Source organism: Lysobacter cavernae (genome assembly GCF_042648505.1).
GTDB lineage: Bacteria > Pseudomonadota > Gammaproteobacteria > Xanthomonadales > Xanthomonadaceae > Lysobacter_L > Lysobacter_L cavernae.
This window is the reverse complement of the sequence record NZ_JBHRXK010000001.1, coordinates 402,480-420,150: the sequence shown is the minus strand read 5'-3', so window position 1 is coordinate 420,150 and position 17,671 is coordinate 402,480. Positions and strand designations below refer to the sequence as shown.

General features: G+C 67.3%; 16 protein-coding genes. 6 read left to right on the top strand and 10 right to left on the bottom strand.

The features are described 5' to 3' along the window. The first annotated feature begins 10 nt into the window (after positions 1 to 10). The 4 genes from ACFOLC_RS01955 (at position 11) to ACFOLC_RS01940 (ending at position 5,518) form a co-directional block, all read left to right on the top strand. Positions 11 to 1,612 (top strand): N-acetylmuramoyl-L-alanine amidase, encoded by a 1,602-nt coding sequence (locus tag ACFOLC_RS01955; RefSeq protein WP_386757063.1) that lies wholly within the window; start codon positions 11 to 13, stop codon positions 1,610 to 1,612. Between the two features lie 70 nt (positions 1,613 to 1,682). Then, positions 1,683 to 3,506, top strand: coding sequence for a DNA mismatch repair endonuclease MutL (mutL, locus tag ACFOLC_RS01950; RefSeq protein ID WP_386757061.1), 1,824 nt, complete (start codon positions 1,683 to 1,685; stop codon positions 3,504 to 3,506). Position 3,507: 1 nt separating this feature from the next. Next, entirely contained in the window at positions 3,508 to 4,458 is a 951-nt protein-coding gene (locus ACFOLC_RS01945; protein WP_386757060.1) for a DUF1684 domain-containing protein, read from the top strand. A gap of 22 nt (positions 4,459 to 4,480) precedes the next feature. Beyond that, positions 4,481 to 5,518, top strand: a complete 1,038-nt coding sequence (locus ACFOLC_RS01940; RefSeq protein ID WP_386757059.1) for a TraB/GumN family protein — start codon at positions 4,481 to 4,483, stop codon at positions 5,516 to 5,518. Between the two features lie 7 nt (positions 5,519 to 5,525). Here the strand turns inward: ACFOLC_RS01940 and rnfB are convergent, their stop codons facing one another. The 4 genes from rnfB to ACFOLC_RS01920 form a co-directional block, all read right to left on the bottom strand. After that, positions 5,526 to 5,951: an Rnf electron transport complex subunit RnfB gene (gene rnfB, locus ACFOLC_RS01935; RefSeq protein ID WP_386757058.1), complete on the bottom strand. Its 426-nt coding sequence runs from the start codon at positions 5,949 to 5,951 to the stop codon at positions 5,526 to 5,528. A gap of 194 nt (positions 5,952 to 6,145) precedes the next feature. Next, positions 6,146 to 8,302: a methionine--tRNA ligase gene (gene metG / locus ACFOLC_RS01930; protein WP_386757057.1), complete on the bottom strand. Its 2,157-nt coding sequence runs from the start codon at positions 8,300 to 8,302 to the stop codon at positions 6,146 to 6,148. Between the two features lie 220 nt (positions 8,303 to 8,522). Next, positions 8,523 to 8,972 (bottom strand): DUF2147 domain-containing protein, encoded by a 450-nt coding sequence (locus ACFOLC_RS01925; RefSeq protein ID WP_386757055.1) that lies wholly within the window; start codon positions 8,970 to 8,972, stop codon positions 8,523 to 8,525. Between the two features lie 150 nt (positions 8,973 to 9,122). Then, a complete protein-coding gene (locus ACFOLC_RS01920) occupies positions 9,123 to 11,975 on the bottom strand; it encodes a TonB-dependent receptor plug domain-containing protein (protein ID WP_386757053.1) in 2,853 nt (950 codons plus the stop codon). 157 nt (positions 11,976 to 12,132) lie between these two features. Here ACFOLC_RS01920 and apbC point away from each other — a divergent pair, with 157 nt between their 5' ends. Together apbC and dcd are read left to right on the top strand one after the other, a co-directional pair. Then, a complete protein-coding gene (gene apbC, locus ACFOLC_RS01915) occupies positions 12,133 to 13,218 on the top strand; it encodes an iron-sulfur cluster carrier protein ApbC (RefSeq protein WP_386757052.1) in 1,086 nt (361 codons plus the stop codon). Between the two features lie 54 nt (positions 13,219 to 13,272). Then, on the top strand, positions 13,273 to 13,842 hold the full coding sequence (gene dcd / locus ACFOLC_RS01910) for a dCTP deaminase (RefSeq protein ID WP_386757050.1): 570 nt from the start codon (positions 13,273 to 13,275) through the stop codon (positions 13,840 to 13,842). Between the two features lie 64 nt (positions 13,843 to 13,906). Here the strand turns inward: dcd and ACFOLC_RS01905 are convergent, their stop codons facing one another. The 6 genes from ACFOLC_RS01905 to ACFOLC_RS01880 form a co-directional block, all read right to left on the bottom strand. Continuing rightward, complete coding sequence (locus ACFOLC_RS01905) at positions 13,907 to 14,194, bottom strand: hypothetical protein (RefSeq protein WP_386757049.1); 288 nt, start codon at positions 14,192 to 14,194, stop codon at positions 13,907 to 13,909. A gap of 10 nt (positions 14,195 to 14,204) precedes the next feature. Continuing rightward, entirely contained in the window at positions 14,205 to 14,861 is a 657-nt protein-coding gene (pcp, locus tag ACFOLC_RS01900; protein ID WP_386757047.1) for a pyroglutamyl-peptidase I, read from the bottom strand. A 50-nt stretch (positions 14,862 to 14,911) separates the two neighbouring features. Then, positions 14,912 to 15,877 carry a DUF979 domain-containing protein gene (locus ACFOLC_RS01895; RefSeq protein ID WP_386757046.1) on the bottom strand — a complete coding sequence of 322 codons (966 nt, stop codon included), beginning with the start codon at positions 15,875 to 15,877 and terminating at the stop codon, positions 14,912 to 14,914. Further along, positions 15,864 to 16,595 (bottom strand): DUF969 domain-containing protein, encoded by a 732-nt coding sequence (locus ACFOLC_RS01890; RefSeq protein ID WP_386757045.1) that lies wholly within the window; start codon positions 16,593 to 16,595, stop codon positions 15,864 to 15,866. The genes ACFOLC_RS01895 and ACFOLC_RS01890 overlap by 14 nt, the downstream gene beginning before the upstream one ends. A gap of 124 nt (positions 16,596 to 16,719) precedes the next feature. Then, the gene (locus ACFOLC_RS01885; protein ID WP_386757044.1) at positions 16,720 to 17,478 is read right to left on the bottom strand and encodes a LamB/YcsF family protein; all 759 of its coding nucleotides are present in this window, start codon (positions 17,476 to 17,478) and stop codon (positions 16,720 to 16,722) included. A 13-nt stretch (positions 17,479 to 17,491) separates the two neighbouring features. Further along, positions 17,492 to 17,656 carry a LiaI-LiaF-like domain-containing protein gene (locus tag ACFOLC_RS01880; protein ID WP_386757043.1) on the bottom strand — a complete coding sequence of 55 codons (165 nt, stop codon included), beginning with the start codon at positions 17,654 to 17,656 and terminating at the stop codon, positions 17,492 to 17,494. Between the last annotated feature and the right edge of the window lie 15 nt (positions 17,657 to 17,671).

The following is a 17,671-nucleotide window of genomic DNA, read 5'->3' as shown; positions in this document are numbered from 1 at the left end:
ACTAACGGCCATGCGCGTCAAGGCGGCCACCGTTCAGAAGTTCCTGCTCGGCATCGCGCTGCTGGCCGCGTTGGCCTGGAATCTGGCGCATGCCAGTGAAATCAAGGGCTTGGAGCTGAGTAACGGCGCCACCGGCACCCGTGCCGAGATCGCCCTCGACCGCGAAGCAGAATTCAAGGTCATCAGCCTGCAAGGCCCGGACCGGCTGGTGGTCGACCTGCCGGCGTCCAGTCTCGGTCGTGGTTTCCGCGTTCCGGCCAGTGCCGGCGTCATCAAGGCGGTGCGCACCGGCCAGCCGGCGCCGGGCACCGCCCGTATCGTGTTCGACCTGGCGCAGCCGGTGGCGGTGTTGAAGCCGCGCATCGAGCAGGGCGGCAACGGCCCGCGTCTGGTGCTGGAATGGCCCGGCGACGGTGCCGAATCCGCTCCGATCGCGCCGCGCACGGAAGCGCCGGCCATCGCGACCGCGACCCACGCCCCGGACGCCGCGCAACCGGCAACGTCGCCGGCGAACGAGCCACCGCAGATTGATCAAGGGGCGGCATCCGCCGCCGCCACCAGCCGGCTGATTTCGGACATCGTCGCCCGCAACGCGACGTCGACGGCGAACGAGCCGCCGAGCACGCCGCCGCAGGCGACGCCGGCCCAGCCGACACCAACGCCCGCGGCGCCGCCGGTGCCGACCACGGTCGCGACCGGCGTGCCCACCCGCATCGCCACCGGCCAGTCCACGCCGATGCCCGGCACCGCAGTCGGTGCCTCCGCTTCTGCGCCGACTCCGACCACCGATGCCGCGTCGTCCGCGGCCCCGGTCAAAACCATCAAGGACGTGATGCGCGGTCGCGGCATGCGGCCGCTGGTCATCGCCATCGACGCCGGTCACGGCGGCCAGGACCCCGGCGCCGTCGGCCCCTCGGGCAAGCGCGAGAAGGACGTGACCCTGGCGATCGCACGCGAGCTCGCGCGCCAGGTCAACGCCACGCCCGGGCTCAAGGCCTACCTGACCCGCGATACCGACGTGTTCATCCCGCTGCCGCGGCGCGCGCAGCTGGCGCGCCAGGGTAAGGCCGACATGTTCGTCTCGATCCACGCCGATGCCGCCGAGAACCGCGCCGCCAAAGGCTCGTCGGTGTACGTGCTCTCGCTCAAGGGCGCGTCCTCGCAGCGCGCACGCTGGCTGGCCGACAAGGAAAACGCCTCCGACCTGATCGGCGGCGTGCGCCTGGAGCAAGCCAACAACACGCTGGCCTCGGTGCTGCTCGATCTGACCCAGAGCGGCCACATGAAGGCATCGGAAGACGCGGCCACGCACGTGCTGACCGGGCTCAAGCGCATCGGCAACAACCACAAGCCGAATATCGAGCGCGCCAACTTCGCCGTGCTGCGCACCTCCGACATGCCGTCGATGCTGGTGGAGACCGCTTTCATCTCCAACCCCGACGAAGAGCGGCGTCTCACCGATCCGTCGCACCAGCGGGCCTTGGCACGGGCGGTACTGGACGGCGTCAATACCTACTTCACCCGCCAGCCGCCACCGGGCACGTTCTACGCCGCACGCGCGGATGCGCAGTATTCGGCGTCGATCGGCGGCGCCGGCGGTGGCAGTCCGTAAAGCGGTAGCGTCGCTCGGCTATCATCACGGCTGATCCTTTCGACGGCACCCGCGTGGTGTCGCGCGTGCCGTGACGATCCGCCAACTGCCCGACACCCTCATCAACCAGATTGCCGCCGGCGAGGTCGTCGAACGGCCCGCGTCCGTGGTCAAGGAACTGGTCGAGAACGCCCTCGACGCCGGCGCCCGTCGTATCGACATCGACCTGGAGGAAGGCGGCGTGCGGCTGATCCGCATCCGCGACGATGGGGCCGGCATCGCTGCTGACGAACTGCCGCTGGCGGTGTCGCGCCACGCGACCAGCAAGATCGCCTCGCTCGACGATCTGGAAGGCGTGGCCACGCTCGGTTTTCGCGGTGAAGCGCTGCCGTCGATCGCCTCGGTCAGCCGTTTCGCGTTGATGTCGCGCCGCATCGACAGCGAGCACGGCGCGGCGCTGGACGTCGACGGAGGCCGCGTCGGCGCGGTCGCGCCCAAGCCGCACCCGCAGGGCACCACCGTCGAGGTGCGCGACCTGTTCTTCAACGTGCCGGCGCGGCGCAAATTCCTCAAGGCCGAGCGCACCGAGTTGAGCCACATCGAGGAATGGCTGCGGCAGCTGGCGTTGGCGCGGCCCGATGTCGAGCTGCGTGTCTCGCACAACGGCAAGCCGTCGCGGCGCTGGAAGGGCGAAGGCAGCGCGTTGATGGAGACGGGGCTGTCCGAAGCGCGCCTGCACGAAGCACTGGGTGAGGAATTCGCGCGCAATGCGCTACGCGTGGACCATGAAGGCGCAGGCCTGCGTCTGCACGGCTGGATCGGCCAGCCCGCCTACAACCGCGCCAGCGCCGACCAGCAGTACCTCTACGTCAACGGCCGCGCGGTGCGCGACCGCAGCATCGCGCATGCGGTCAAGCAGGCGTATGCCGACGTGTTGTTCCACGGCCGCCAGCCGGCGTACGTGCTGTTTCTCGAACTCGATCCGCGCCGCGTCGACGTCAACGTGCATCCGGCCAAGCACGAGGTGCGATTCCGCGATGCCCGGCTGATCCACGACTTCGTCTATCGCACGCTGCAGGGCGCCCTGGCCGAGACCCGGGCCGGCGCGGTGCCGGGCTTGGCTGCGTCCGCAGATGGTGTCAACGCGCAGGTGGGCCATGCGGCCGCAGTGCCGCCGACGCAGTCGTACCACTGGAATGCACCGCAGGTGCCGCTCGGCTTGCAGGTCGAGGAAACCCGTGCCGGCTATGCCGCGCTGTACGGTGCACCGTCGCCATCGCCGGTGGTGTCGATGCGGCACACATCGCTGCCGGTCAGCGCCGATGCCACCCTGCCGCCCCTGGGTTATGCGATCGCGCAGCTGCACGGCATCTACATCCTCGCCGAGAGTGTCGAAGGGCTGATCGTGGTCGACATGCACGCTGCCCATGAGCGCATCGGCTACGAGAAGCTCAAGACCGCCCACGACGGCGAAGGCCTGCGCACGCAGCCGCTGCTGGTGCCGGCGACCCTGGCCGTGGCCGAGCGCGAGGCCGATGTCGCCGAGCGCGAGGCTGCGACGCTGGCGGCGCTCGGCTTCGACGTCACGCGCAGTGGGCTGCAGGCGCTGACCCTGCGCAGCGTGCCGGCGCTGCTTGCGCACGGCGACGTCGAGGCGCTGCTGCGCGACGTGCTCGCCGACTTGCGCGAACACGGCGAGTCACGGCGTGTGGCGGCCGCGCGCGATGAGTTGCTGGCGACGATGGCCTGTCACGGTGCCATCCGCGCGAACCGGCGTCTCACTTTGCCCGAGATGAATGCCCTGCTGCGCGAGATGGAAGTCACCGAACGCTCCGGTCAATGCAATCATGGACGCCCTACCTGGGCGCGCTTCACCCTGCCCGAAATCGACCGCTGGTTCCTGCGAGGGCGTTGAGATGTCCGTTGTCCTGAAGTCGTGTGCGATCGCCGTAGTGCTGGCCGCGACGGCCTGCAGCGGTCCCGGCTCCGATGCGCAGCAGCGCGCCCTGGCCGAACAGGCCCAGGCCGAGAGCACGGCCTTCGGCAGCGACCTGCAGCTCTGGCGCGACCAGCGCGTCGCCGACCTGACCAGGCCGGACGGCTGGACCAGCCTGACCGGACTGCACTGGATCGACCCGGGCGCGCACTACATCGGCACCGATGCCGGCAATGGCATCCGCCTGACCATCGGGCCGGGCCACTTCGGCATGATCGACCTCAGCAGCGGCCGGCTGCGCTTCGTGCCGGAGAAGGGCGTGGCCATCACTCTCGACGGCGAACCGTTGACCGGCAGCGTGATCCTGCGTGCCGACGACGCACCGGCCGGGCCGAACCTGCTCGGCTTCGACGAGGGCAAGGGCGTGGCCACGGTCATCAAGCGCGGCGAGCGCTACGCGCTGCGCGTCAAGCATGCCGATGCCCCGACCCGCGCCGGCTTCAAGGGCCTCGAATACTGGCCGAGCACGCAGGACTGGAAAGTCGTCGGCAAGTTCGTCGCCCATCCGCCGGGCAAGACCATCGCCATCGCCAACATCATCGGCACCACCGATGAGGTGCCCAATCCGGGTGCGATCGAATTCACGCGTGACGGCAAGCCCTACCGCATCGAGGCCCTGGACGAGGGCGGCGAGCAGTTGTTCCTGGTGTTTGCCGACCGCACCAGCGGCCATGGCAGCTATCCGGCCGGACGCTTCCTCGATACCCCCAAGCCCGACGTCAACGGCCGGGTCGTGCTCGATTTCAACAAGTCCTACAACCCTCCGTGCGCGTTCACCGCGTTTGCCACCTGCCCGTTGCCGCCGCCGGAAAACCGCATCGACCTGGCGATCAACGCCGGCGAGAAGACCTACGCCTACGCCACCCCATGACACCGCGAAGGATGCAATGCCGATGCGCCACCTGAAGACCCTGTGCCTGTCCGTGCTGGCCTTGGCCGCCCTGATGTCGGTGGCGTTCGCCGTCGAACAGCGCGCTGTCGAACCGCATGAGGCCGAGCGGCCTGCGACACCGGCCGCGGCCAGCAGCGCAGCGCCGACGCCGGCATCGACCAAAGCACCGCCACTGCCGTTGCTGTGGAAGGTCTCGGACCAGGACAACGCGGTCTACCTGCTCGGTTCGTTCCATCTGCTCAAGGCCGACGACTACCCGCTGTCGCCGGACATCGACCAGGCATTCGGGGTTGCCAGCCGGGTCGTGTTCGAAGTACCGCCGGAGCAGATGCTCGATCCGGCCACCGGGCAGAAATTCATGGCTGCTGCCGGCTACGACGACGGCCGCACGCTCAGCCAGGTGCTGCCGGCGGCGTTGCGCGAAAAATTCAATCGCATCCTGGCGCAGCGCGGCGCCTCGATCGCGCAGTTCGAGGGCTATGAGCCGTGGTTCGTCAACCTGTCGCTGCTGCTGGGCGTGTCGCAGTCGATGGGGTTCAGCGCCGACCAGGGGCTCGACCAGCACCTGATGCAGCAGGCGTTGGTGGCCGGCAAGCCCACCGGCGGGCTGGAGTCGATGGACGTGCAGTTGCGGGTGCTCGACGCCTCGCCGATGCCCGAGCAGATCGCGGCGCTCAAGGACTTTCTCGATCGCCCACAGGAAATGCCGGGGCAACTCAGTGACCTGCATGCTGCCTGGCGCGATGGCGACATCGCCCGGCTCGACACGCTGACACGCGTGGAAATGCGCGAAAAGACCCCCGAGACCTATCGCATCGTCAACGTCGAGCGCAACGACAGCTGGGTGCCGCAGATCCAGAAGATGCTTGACGGCGTCAAGAAGGACCAGACCCTGGTCGTGGTCGGCGCGCTGCATTTGCTGGGTGACGACGGCGTGGTCGAGAAGCTGCGCGGCAAGGGCTACAAGATCGAGCGCGTGTGCTCGGCTTGTGTCGTGCCGGCTGCCACGGACACCGCCGCGCCGGCACAGGCGAAATAACGCGCCGTCAGCCCGGTGTTGCGGCGCTGTGCGGCGGCACCAGCACGATGCAGTCGACCGGACAGGCCGGTACGCACAGTTCGCAGCCGGTGCACAACGGCTCGATCACCGTGTGCATGTGTTTGGCGCCGCCGATGATGGCGTCGACCGGACAGGCCTGGATGCACTTGGTGCAGCCGATGCAATCGGCTTCGACGATCAGGGCCACCGGCGCCGGCTGGTGCGCACCGCGGCTACGGTCGTAAGGCTTGGCTGCCACCTCCAGCAGTCGCGCCAGAGCACGCGCGCCGGCATCGCCACCGGGCGGGCAGCGGTCGATGTCCGCCTCGCCCGCCGCCATCGCCTCGGCGTAGGGACGGCAACCGGCGAAGCCGCATTGACCGCATTGGGTCTGCGGAAGGATGCGGTCGAGGCGTTCGATGAAGTCGGGCATGTCTCTGATTTGAATCCTTCTCCTCTGGGAGAAGGTGGCGCGCAGCGCCGGATGAGGGGCGGGGAGTGCAGAGCTTCACCGATCGCAGTTGAACGTGTGAGCTGATTGCCGTTGCTGCGAACTGCGCCGCCGATGCTCCGTTGGCCCTCACCCCAACCCCTCTCCCGGAGGGAGAGGGCTCCAAGATTACGGCCTCAACGCACCGGCATGCCCGGCTGCGCACCGTTATCGGCATCGAGCAGGAACAGGCTACCGCCGTCGAAACCGGCCGACAGGATCATGCCCTCGCTGAGGCCGAAGCGCATTTTGCGCGGGGCCAGATTGGCAATGAACACCACGTTGCGGCCGACCAGTTGGTCCGGCTCACCGTAGGAGCCGCGGATGCCGGAGAAGATCTGGCGCTTGCCGAGATCACCGGCGTCGAGTTCAAAACGCAGCAGCTTGTCGGAGCCGTCGACGAACTCGCAGGCCAGCACCTTGCCGACGCGCAGGTCGAGCTTGGCGAAATCGTCGATACCGATGATGGCGCTCCCCGCAGTCGTGGCAGCGGCTGTTGCCCCACCAGGACTCCCTTCGGCTGTAGGAGCGGCTTCAGCCGCGAGCTTCTCCCCAGTATTTGCCGCGCCGGGTTTCGCGGCTGAAGCCACTCCTACGCCCCGAAGGAAGTCCCCTTGGGGGACCGCGGCGATGTCTACGGTCTTCAGCGATTCCTTCGAGGCGTCAATCATGGTGTCGATGTGCTTGGGGTCGATGCGGGTGAACAAGGGGGTGTAGCTGGCGATGCGGTGCGAAAGCAGCGGCGCGGCAACGTCGTCCCAGGTCGCGACGGGCGCAGCGAGGAAGGTCTCGGCCTGTGCGGCCACGCGCGGCAGCACCGGCTTCAGCGCGGCATTGAGCACGCGGAACAGGTTCAGGCCCTGTGTGCATACCGCCTGCAGCTGCGCGTCCGCGCCGTCCTGCTTGGCCAGCACCCACGGCTTGTGCTCGTCGATGTACTTGTTGGCCTCGTCGGCCAGCGCCATGGTCAGGCGCAGCGCGGTGGCGGCCTCGTTACGCGCGTAGGCCTCGGCGATCGGCGCCAGCTGCGCGGTGAAGCGCGCATACATCGCATGGTCGGGCAATGCGGCGGCGAGCTGGCCGTCGAAACGCTTGTCGATGAAGCCGGCGCAACGGCTGGCGAGGTTGACGAACTTGCCGACCAGGTCGGCGTTCACCCGCGCCACGAAGTCGGCCAGGTTGAGGTCGAGGTCGTCGACGCCGCCGGCGGTCTTGGTTGCGTAGTAGTAGCGCAGCGCTTCCGGGTCGAGGCCGGCGTCGAGGTAGGTACGCGCCATCACGAAGGTGCCGCGCGACTTCGACATCTTGGCGCCGTCGACGGTCAGGTAACCGTTGACGTGCAGGCGCGTGGGCGCGCGGAAACCGGCGCCGTGCAGCACCGCCGGCCAGAACAGGCCGTGGAAGTTGACGATGTCCTTGCCGATGAAATGATGAAGCTCGGCCTGGCTGTCGCGGGCGAAGTAGGACCAGAAATCCAGGCCCTCGCGCTCGCACAGCGCCTGGAAGCTCGCCAGGTAGCCGATCGGCGCATCCAGCCACACGTACAGGTATTTGCCCGGGTGGCCGGGGATCTGGAAGCCGAAGTAGGGCGCATCGCGCGAGATGTCCCATGCGCGCAGGCCGCCTTCGGCGTTGAGCCACTCCTGCAACTTGGCCTTGACGCCGGGCACGGCGACATCGCCGGCCAGCCACTGGCGCAGGAAATCCTCGAACTGGCCGACCTCGAAGAAGAAGTGCTCGGACTCACGCAGCTCCGGCGCGGCGCCGCTGATCACCGAGCGCGGCTCCTTGAGTTCGGTTGGCGAGTAGGTGGCGCCGCAGTTCTCGCAGTTGTCGCCGTACTGGTCGGGCGTGCCGCAGTTGGGGCAGATGCCCTTGACGTAGCGGTCGGGCAGGAACATACCCTTGACCGCGTCGTACAGCTGTGCGACCGAACGCCGGCCGATGTGGCCGTTGTGGTCGAGCTTGGCGTAGAAGGCCTCGGTCAGCGTGCGGTTGCGCGCGGAGTTGGTCGAGTCGTAATGGTCGAAAGCGACGCCGAAGTCGGCGAAGTCGCGCTCGTGGCTCGCTTGGACGCCGGCGATGAAGGCTTCCGGCGTGGTCCCGGCTTTCTCGGCGGCGAGCATGATCGGCGTGCCGTGGGTGTCGTCGGCGCAGACGTACCAGGCTCTGTGGCCGGACATGCGCTGCGCGCGGCACCAGATGTCGGCCTGGGTGTAACCGACCAGGTGGCCAAGGTGCAGGGGCCCGTTGGCGTAGGGCAGGGCGCAGGTGACGACGAACTCGCGGGACATGGGGAACCGGACGGCGAAGAGAGCCGCGATTATCGCATGCGGCCTCCGCTCACCTTTCCACTGGAAATGGAGCGACTTAGCTATCAGGTGTTCCGGAGCACCATAAACAAGCCCCCTGAGTCAGGGGGCGATTCGCGCCGCAGGCGCGAATGAGGGGCGCACTGGCTGGAGCCCGAGGTTTGCCGTGGCAAACCTTGGGGTAACCCAGGCGAAATCTGGATTACCGCCGAACCCAGGTCTGGGTGCGGCCGAGCAGCGAGAAGCCCATGAAGCCGCGGACCTCGAGCTTCTTGCCGCCTTCGATCGGTGTCACCTTCACCGAGTAGACCTTGCCGCTGGTCGGGTCGAGGATCTGGCCGCCCTCCCAGGTATCGCCCTTCTGCTTGATGCCCCACAGGATCACCATGCCCTTGACCGGCTGGTTCTTGCGGTCGCCGGAGCACTTGTCGCAGACCGGGTTGGGACCGCGATCGGACTGCAGGACGTCGCTGACGCGACCGGCCAGACTGCCGTCCTTGGCCTGGTAGACCTCGACGACCGACTTCGGTTTCTGAGTCTTGTCGTCGATGGTGGTCCAGGTGCCGACCGGCGAGGTCTGTGCGAAAGCAGCAGTTGAAGCGGCAAGGGCCGGCATGGCCAGCAACAGCAGGGCAAGCAATTTCGTACGCATGTTCCCCTCCCAGGGATCGATGGATTCGTGCGCGGCACGCTCCAGCCCTTATACCGCATCCGTTAGCGTATGGAAGAGGCGGTGGTCCGCACGACGCACATAAAAAGACCCCGCCTTTCGGCGGGGTCGGGTGCATCGGTTATGTACGCCTTACTTGCCGAAGTTGTAGCGCATTTCCAGGTACATCGAACGGCCGTACGGGTTGTACAGGTAGTTGTTGTAGGGCGTGGTCGAGGTGCCCGGATAGTTCGCCGCCTGATAGTCCGGCATCTTGTTGAGCACGTTGTTCACGAGCAACGACAAGCGGACGTTTTCGGTGGCTTCGTAGTTGAGGCTCAGGTTGTACGTGGTGTACGGCGACCACCAGCCGGCCTTCGCGCCTGCGGAGTTCACGTAGTCCCACGACTGAGAGCTGTACGCGAGGTAGTTCGGCGTCTTGCCGATCCGGTTGGCGTACGCGGTCGTCGTCCACTTGCCGATGTTCCAGCCCACCGACGCATCGGCGCGGGTCTTCGCATAGGCGTCGTACACCCACATGTAGTACGGATCACGCAGCAGGTCGATCTCCTCCGCGCCGGGCAGCGGGGTCACCGTATGCTTGATGTTGTTGGTGTAGTTGCCGGCGAAGGCCAGTGAGCCCCATTTGCCGACGTCGAGCAGGTAGTTGAGGCTGGCGGTGACCGCTTCCAGCTTCTGCTGTGACACGTTGACCTTCGGGGTGTAGACCGACTCGATCTCGTTGTTGGCGCCACGCTTGACCCAGGCCAGTGCGGTCTCGCAACCCGTCGAGGCGGTGTTGGTCTGGCCGGTGCGGCAGAAGTACTCCGCCAGCAGCAGCTGGTCGTTGCTCAGCTGGTCGACTTCGTCGCGGATGTCCCAGCTGAAGTAGTCCACCGACAGCGACAGGTTGTTCATCGGCGCCCACACGAAGCCGAGGTTCCACACGTCGGCCTCGATCGGCTGCAGGTCGGGGTTGCCCGACTGCTGGCCGAAGTACTGCTGGTTGTCGTACGTGCAGTCGTCGGTGTTGCCCGGCGTGAAGCTGGGATCTTCCAGCGAGCAGCGGTAGTAGTCGGTGCTGGAGGTGTAGTAGCCGCTCATGCCCTGGAACACGTCCGACAGGGTCGGTGCGCGGAACGCCGTGCCGTACTTGCCGCGCAGCAGGAAGCTGTCGACCGGACGGTACTCGACACCCAGGCTGTAGGTCGGCTTGTCGATGGTGCTGCCGGCGACCTTGAAGGCGTCGTAACGGCCGGCGACGGTCACCGTGAGCGGCTCCCACAGCGGCAGGCGCAGTTCGCCGGTCACCGCGTAGCGGTCGCGGTCACCCGAGCCGCTGACCGAGGTCTGGCCCCAGATTTCCGATTCGAGCGTGTCCGGATCCTGCAGCATGCGCGCGTCGGGCGTGTAGTCCCAGCTCGACGAGCCGCCTTCCACCACCACGGCCAGACCGGCGTCACCGCCCGGCAGCGAGAACAGCGACGCGTTGGTCAGCTGTGCGCGCAGGGTGTTGTCGACGGTTTCGCTCTCGGTGTTGACGAAGCCGGTGAAGCTGGCGAAGTCGGCAGGCGACATCGGCTGGTAGAACGCTTCGTAATTGGGGCGGAAGATCGGATAAACACCGCGGTGCGTGCCCAACTGCGGGCCGAGCACGTTGGCGACGAAGTAGTCGTCGATCGCGTCGGCGAAACGGACCCAGTTGCGTTCGGTCAGCTTGTACTGGGTACGGGTGAAGCCGACATCCCAGTCCCAGTTGGTGCCAAAGCGGCCGCTGCCTCCCAGGGTCACCTGGTAGGACCGGTTCTTGTCGGTGTTCATGATGTCCCGGTAGCCAAGGCCACCGATGTCTTCCGGCGAGAACGCGCGCTGCAGGTTCAGTAGGGCGCGCTGGTCCGGATCGTAGTAATAACCGTACTTGGCGCTGGTGCCCCACCAGGTGTAGCTGGAGCCCGTCGCGTACTCGACGTCTTCGTTGTTGGTCAGCAGGTCGCCGTACAACTGGATGTTGTCGTTGACGTCGTAGGTGGCGTGCGCATAGACCTGCGTGGCCTCCTTGCCGTTCTTGATGGTGCGGTAGCCTGGGCTCATGAACGAGCCGCAGTACTGGCCGAAGCCAGGACGGGTCTGCAGGCCTTCGGTGCCACCGAACTGGCCGGTGACGTTCTCGCAGTTGTTCGGGTCGAGGAACAGGTAGGTGTTGCGCGCCGAGCCGTTGATGATCACGTAGTCACGGCTTGCCACCGGGGCCGAATAGCCGTCGGTGTTGTACTGCTTGGTCAGGTCGCGCTGATGACCCCAGATCGGGTCGCGGTCTTCGTACTGCAGGCCGGCGATCAGGTTGAAGCGGCCATCAGTGCTGGTGAAGCCGTCGGACACGCTCATGCGGAAGGTGTCACCGCCGCCTTCGCCGTACCAGCCGCCGCGCAGGTTGACCGTCAGGCCGTCGGTCTGCTTCTTGAGGATGACGTTGACCACGCCGGCGATGGCGTCGGAGCCGTACAGCGACGACTGGCCACCGGGCAGGATCTCGATGCGCTCGACCAGATCGACCGGGATGCCGCTGACGTTGTTGAACGTGTCCGAGCCGTTGTACAGCGCCGGATAATTGGACATCGGGCGGCCGTTGATCAGGTACTTGGTGTAGCCCGGATCCAGGCCGAACATACCGGCAGCTTCGGCGCCCTGGGTGAACGAGGCCGAGGTCTGACCGCCCTGAAAGCCGCCCGTCTGGTAGGTGGATTGCTGCAGCACATCCGACACGCTGGTGAAACCGCGCATCTGGATGTCTTCGGCCGAAATCACGGTGACCGGCGTGAAGTTCTCGAGCTGCGTCTGCGGAATGAGTGAGCCAGTGACGGTGACCTTGTCCAGCTCGGTGGCACTCTCGTTGCCTTCTGCGGTGCTGTCCTGCGCGAAGGCCGCGCCAGCGATCGGCATCAGTACGGCGGCGAACAAAGCGGTGCTCAGACGGCTGCGCTGCAGCCGCTTATAGGATACTGCCATCTAAAATCCCCTTTAAATGAACTTCCAGTGCGATTGGTTCGATCCGTCCTGGACCGTGAACTGCGTCAAACCCCTTGACGGTTCGACCGTAACATGTCGTTAACAATGCTTTGCTAGCCCCATAAGTTCTCGCCAGATTTGGCAAAGGTGATGAGTTGTGAGTGAGTTGTTGCAATCCCGTATCGCCGCATTGTTCCTGCCTGAAACGCAGGTCGCGTTGGCCGAAAGCGGCGCACGGATTCGCGTGGTGGAAGCAGAAGGCCGTGTTGCCGTCGAGCTCACGCTCGGCTTTGCCTGCGAGGGCCTGAAGCCATGGCTGCAGGCTGAAGTGGCGCGCATCGTCGAAGCCGAAGGCGGCACGCTAGCGCGGCTCGACATCCAGCAACGCATCACCTCGCACGCGGTGCAGCCGAATCTGTCGCCGCTGCCGAGCGTGCGCAACCTGATCGCGATCGGCTCGGGCAAAGGCGGGGTCGGCAAGTCGACGACTGCGGTCAATCTGGCGCTGGCCCTGGCGGCCGATGGTGCACGCGTGGGCGTGCTCGATGCCGATATCTACGGCCCCAGCATCCCGACCATGCTCGGCCTGAGCGGGCGTCCCGACAGCCCCGATGGCAAGACCATCGAGCCGATGCGCGCGCACGGCATCGAAGCGATGTCGATCGGCCTGCTGGTCGAGCAGGACACGCCGATGATCTGGCGCGGGCCGATGGCGACCTCCGCCTTGACCCAGTTGCTCAATGAGACGCGTTGGGGCGGGCCCGATGGAGAAGGGCTCGATTACCTGATCGTCGACCTGCCGCCGGGCACCGGCGACATCCAGCTGACGCTGGCGCAGAAGATCCCGGTCGCCGGTGCGGTGATCGTGACCACGCCGCAGGACGTGGCTACGCTCGACGCGCGCAAGGCGCTGAAGATGTTCGAGAAGGTGCAGGTGCCGGTGCTGGGCCTGGTCGAGAACATGGCGGTGCACGTGTGCTCGAACTGCGGCCATGCCGAGCACGTGTTCGGCGAGGGCGGTGGTGCGCGCATGGCGGCGCAATACGGTGTACCGCTGCTGGGCAGCCTGCCGCTGGAGATCACGATCCGCGAGCAGGGCGATGCCGGCGTGCCGGTGGTGATCGCCGCGCCGGATTCGGCCGCCGCCCAGGCTTACCGCGCCGCCGCCCGCAACCTGGCGGTCCGGCTGGCGCTACGGCCACGGGTCACCCCGGGGATCTCCGCTTCCCTGCTCGGCGACTGAGCCGCTGCGCTTACAATCGCCGGCCACGGCCTCTTCAGCCCCTTGGAACCCCGCATGAGCATCAAGTCCGACCGTTGGATCCGTCGCATGGCCGAGCAGCACGGCATGATCGAGCCGTTCGAGCCGGGGCAGGTCAAGCATGCGGCCGACGGCCAGCGCATCGTCAGTTACGGCACTTCCAGCTACGGCTACGACGTGCGCTGCTCGCGCGAGTTCAAGGTGTTCACCAACATCAACTCGACCATCGTCGACCCGAAGCACTTCGACAGCGGCAGCTTCGTCGACATCGAGTCTGACGTCTGCATCATCCCGCCCAATTCCTTCGCGCTGGCGCGCACGGTCGAGTACTTCCGCATCCCGCGCGACACCCTGGTGGTGTGCCTGGGCAAGAGCACCTACGCGCGCTGCGGCATCATCGTCAACGTGACGCCGCTGGAGCCGGAGTGGGAGGGCCACGTCACCCTGGAGTTCAGCAACACCACGCCGTTGCCGGCGCGCATCTACGCCAACGAGGGCGTGGCGCAGATGCTGTTCTTCCAGTCCGACGAAGTCTGCGAGACCTCGTACAAGGACCGCGGCGGCAAGTACCAGGGCCAGACCGGGGTGACGCTGCCGCGCACCTGAGCGCTCTGCACGATAGATACAAAAGGCCCGCCGAAGCGGGCCTTTTTGTTGCCGGCACCGCCGCTCAGCGCCGGCTGTAAGTCACGAAGAACCCCTGCAGATCGCCGTTCTCGGTGTAGCCGGTCACGTCGACCACCTGGTAGCCATTGGCGTTGAAGGCCTGGTGGGCCTGGTTGAGTTCGCCGGCGGCGCCGGTCTTGCGGGCGCCCAGGTCGACGTCGACAAACAGGCTGATGGTCTGGCGGCCGGCGCGCGCGGCGTCGCCGGCCTGCTTGTCGTAATGGCTCTGGCTGGCGGCGAACGCCGGGGCGGCGACTGCCAGCAGGAGGAGGGTCGCGAGTAGCTTGCGCATCGGTGGATTCTCAGTGGGTGGCGCCCGCGGTGAAGCGGGTGTCGAGGTCGGTGGTCAGGGCGGTGGCGATCGCCAGGCGCAGGCCGTCGACGACGATCTGCAGCGGCAGGCTCGGCGTGCCCGGGTGCAGCGCCGCCTGCGCGGGAGCATACGGGATGTGGATGAAGCCGCCGCGGGCCTGCGGCACGTTTCGCAACGCGTGCATCAAGCCATAGAAGACATGGTTGCAGACGTAGGTGCCAGCGGTCTGCGTGACCTCGGCGGGGATGCCGGCTTCGCGCAACGCTGACAGCATCGCCTTGATCGGCAGGCCGGTGAAATACGCGGCCGGACCGTCGCTGGCGATCGCCTCGTCGATCGGCTGCGCGCCGGCGTTGTCGGCGATGCGAGCGTCGTCGACATTGATCGCGACGCGTTCCAGCGAGAGTTGCGCGCGCCCGCCGGCCTGGCCGACGCAGATCACCAGCACCGGTTTCACCTCGCCGATGACCTGGCGCAGCTCGTCCACGGACGCGCCGAATTCGACCGGCAGGCAGCGTGCGACCACGCGATGACCGTGGATGCGGGTGCCGGCGAGTGCCTGCACGGCGTCCCAGCTCGGGTTGTTGGATTCGCCGCCAAACGGTTCGAAACCGGTGAGGAGGACGGTGGGGAGTTTGCGCGCCATGGGGTTTTCAGGTCGTCATTACCGCCTTCGCGGGAATGACGTGAGAAGGGTCATCGGAATGCCAGCCAGTACATCAGCGCCAGGTTGACCAGCAGCAGCGGGATCGCGGTCGGTATCTGCGCGCGGATCACCGCGTTGGGGTCGTCGAGTTCGAGCAGGGCGGCGGGCACCAGGTTGAAATTCGCCGCCATCGGCGTCATCAACGTGCCGCAGTAGCCGGTGAGCATGCCGATCGAGCCGAGGATCGCCGGTTCGGCGCCGTGTTGCTGGATCAGCAGCGGCAGGCCGATGCCCGCGGTCATCACCGGAAAGGCGGCGAACGCGTTGCCCATGATCACGGTGAACAGCACCATGCCCAGGCCGTAGGCCAGCACGCAGGCGAGGCGGCTGTCGGCGGGGATCACCGCCGACACGATCGAGGCGACCGCTTCGCCGACGCCGCTGGCCGCGAACACGCCGCCGAGCGTGGCCAGCACCAGCGGCAGCAGTGCCGCCCAGCCCATGGTGTCGAGCAGGCGGCGGCCTTCGTCGGCTGCCTGGCGCGGACGTTGGCCGGTGACGGCGATGGCGGCGACGGCCGAGACCGCGCAGGCCAGTGCCAGGCCGATCAGGGTCAGGCTGCCCTGGCCGAACAGCGGCGTCGCGCCGAGCGCGAGGTGCTCGCCGGCCAGCACCACGGCCACGGTGATCAGCGGAATCAGCAGCGCCGGCACGAACAGGCGATGACCCAACCGCGCCGCCGAGGCCTCGCGCTCGGCTTCGGGGGCCTCGGCGATGTGCTCGCGGCGCATGCGTGTTGCCAGCAGGGCCAGTGCGATCACGCCCGCGCCCGCCACCTGCGACGGCAGCGCGTCGCCGGCCTTGCTTGCGGTCAGGATCGTGTCACCGGCGGCGAACAGCAGGGCGATCAGGCTCCAGAACGCGGCGTGCGCGTAGCGGCGCTCGCGCAGGTTGCGCCAACCGGCGTACAGCAGGAACGCGGCGAGCAGCCAGTAGAAGTGCTCAATCGACAGCATCGGCAGGGCCTTGGGTTGCTGCGCTGCGTGGGGTCAGCGCCCGCTGGCTCATCCCGCGTTGGCTCATCCCTCGCTGGAACAGCACGATGCGGATGGCGTGGATCACGAACGCGGCAATCGCCGTGGGGATGGCCCACAGGGCGATCTGCAGCGGTTCGAGCACGATGCCGTGCCCGGCGTAGAAGCCCTGGATCAGCAGCACCGCACCGAACGCGAGAAACACGTCCTCGCCGAAGAAGCGGCCGACGTTGTCGGTGGCTGCGGCCAGTGCGTGCACGCGCTGGGTGTCGTCGCGCGTCAGCTCGCCGTGGGTTTTCCCGGCGGCCGACTCGGACATCGGCGCGAGTAGCGGCCGCACGGTCTGGGCATGCCCGGCGATGTCGATCAGGCCGAGCGTGCTCAGGCCCTGGCGCAGGGCCAGATAACCGATCAGCAGGCGAGCCAGGGTGAGGCCGCGCAGGCGCGCGATCCAGCGCAGGGCGTGTTCGCGCAGGCCGGCACGCTCGAGCAGGCCGATGGTCGGCAGGGTCATCGCGAACATCAGCAGCGCGCGGTTGGAGACGAAGCTCTCGCCGAGCAGGGCCAGCAGTTGCGGCAGCGACTTGCCCGCGGCGAGGCCGCTGACCAGGCCGGCGCTGACCACCACGATCACCGGGTTCATTCGTAGCACGAAGCCCACGACCACCCACAGCACGCCGAGCAGCGGCCAGTAGTTCATGGCCCGTCATTCCCGCGAAGGTTGGTTCTTTTGGGGGGGCGAATGGCTGCACTATCCAAGGCAAAGTCCATGGATTCCCGCCTACGCGGGAATGACGGCTTGGTTCCAGACGTTCCGAGAAGAGTCATTGCCCATCTGTCCCGAAGGGCAGGACGCGGATGCCATCGGCCTCCAGCGCCGCGCGCACGGCGCGGGCAAACGCGGGCGCGTCGGCGCGGTCGCCGTGCAGGCAAAGGGTGTCGGCACGCAGGGCGACCACGCGGCCGTCGTCGGCGACCACTTCGCCGCGCGTGGCCAGTCGCTGCACCTGCGTGATCGCCGCATCGAGCGATTCGATCACCGCCCCCGGCGTGTCGCGCGGCAGCAGGCGGCCGCTGCCGCCGTAGCCGCGTTCGGCGAAGACCTCGTGGGCGACGTGCAGGCCGGCGGCTTCGCCCGCGGCGGTCAGGTCCGAGCCGGACAGGCCGTACAGCACCAGGCCTGGATCGAAATCGGTCACGGCCGCGACGATCGCCTCGGCGACGATGCGGTCATCGGCGGCGACGTTGTACAGCGCGCCGTGCGGTTTGACGTGGGTCAGCCGCACGCCTTCATCGGCCGCGAGGGCCGACAGCCGGGCCAGTTGCGACAGGATCAGCAGGGCGATCTCGTCACGGGCCAGCGCCAGCGGACGACGACCGAAGTGCTCGCGGTCGTCGTAGCCCGGGTGCGCGCCGGCGGCGACGCCGTGCATCCGGCACAAGCGCAGCGTCGCGCGCATCGTCGCCTCGTCGCCGGCGTGGCCGCCGCAGGCGATGTTGGCCGAGCTGACGAAGGGCAGGATCGCAGCGTCGTCGCCGCAGCCTTCGCCCAGGTCGCAATTGAAGTCGATGCGTGCGTGCATGACGTCGGCGGCCTCAGCCGCGCTTGAACAGCATCCCCAGGCCGACCGCGATCAGGATCGCCGGCCACCAGGTGGTGAGCAGGCGGCCCAGGCTCATGTCGGTGAAGCCCAGGTTGTTGAGCAGGAAGAGGGTGCCGATGACGACCAGCACCAGCGCGCCGACGATATTGGATTTCATGGGGTTCCGCGAAGT

Bases quoted from the DNA above. Each gene is read 5' to 3' on its own strand.
- ACFOLC_RS01955 (WP_386757063.1), top strand. From the start codon at position 11: ATGCGCGTCAAGGCGGCCACCGTTCAGAAGTTCCTGCTCGGCATCGCG.
- ACFOLC_RS01945 (WP_386757060.1), top strand. From the start codon at position 3,508: ATGTCCGTTGTCCTGAAGTCGTGTGCGATCGCCGTAGTGCTGGCCGCG.
- ACFOLC_RS01940 (WP_386757059.1), top strand. From the start codon at position 4,481: ATGCGCCACCTGAAGACCCTGTGCCTGTCCGTGCTGGCCTTGGCCGCC.
- rnfB (WP_386757058.1), bottom strand. From the start codon at position 5,951: ATGCCCGACTTCATCGAACGCCTCGACCGCATCCTTCCGCAGACCCAA.
- metG (WP_386757057.1), bottom strand. From the start codon at position 8,302: ATGTCCCGCGAGTTCGTCGTCACCTGCGCCCTGCCCTACGCCAACGGG.
- ACFOLC_RS01925 (WP_386757055.1), bottom strand. From the start codon at position 8,972: ATGCGTACGAAATTGCTTGCCCTGCTGTTGCTGGCCATGCCGGCCCTT.
- ACFOLC_RS01920 (WP_386757053.1), bottom strand. From the start codon at position 11,975: ATGGCAGTATCCTATAAGCGGCTGCAGCGCAGCCGTCTGAGCACCGCT.
- dcd (WP_386757050.1), top strand. From the start codon at position 13,273: ATGAGCATCAAGTCCGACCGTTGGATCCGTCGCATGGCCGAGCAGCAC.
- ACFOLC_RS01905 (WP_386757049.1), bottom strand. From the start codon at position 14,194: ATGCGCAAGCTACTCGCGACCCTCCTCCTGCTGGCAGTCGCCGCCCCG.
- pcp (WP_386757047.1), bottom strand. From the start codon at position 14,861: ATGGCGCGCAAACTCCCCACCGTCCTCCTCACCGGTTTCGAACCGTTT.
- ACFOLC_RS01895 (WP_386757046.1), bottom strand. From the start codon at position 15,877: ATGCTGTCGATTGAGCACTTCTACTGGCTGCTCGCCGCGTTCCTGCTG.
- ACFOLC_RS01890 (WP_386757045.1), bottom strand. From the start codon at position 16,595: ATGAACTACTGGCCGCTGCTCGGCGTGCTGTGGGTGGTCGTGGGCTTC.
- ACFOLC_RS01885 (WP_386757044.1), bottom strand. From the start codon at position 17,478: ATGCACGCACGCATCGACTTCAATTGCGACCTGGGCGAAGGCTGCGGC.
- ACFOLC_RS01880 (WP_386757043.1), bottom strand. From the start codon at position 17,656: ATGAAATCCAATATCGTCGGCGCGCTGGTGCTGGTCGTCATCGGCACC.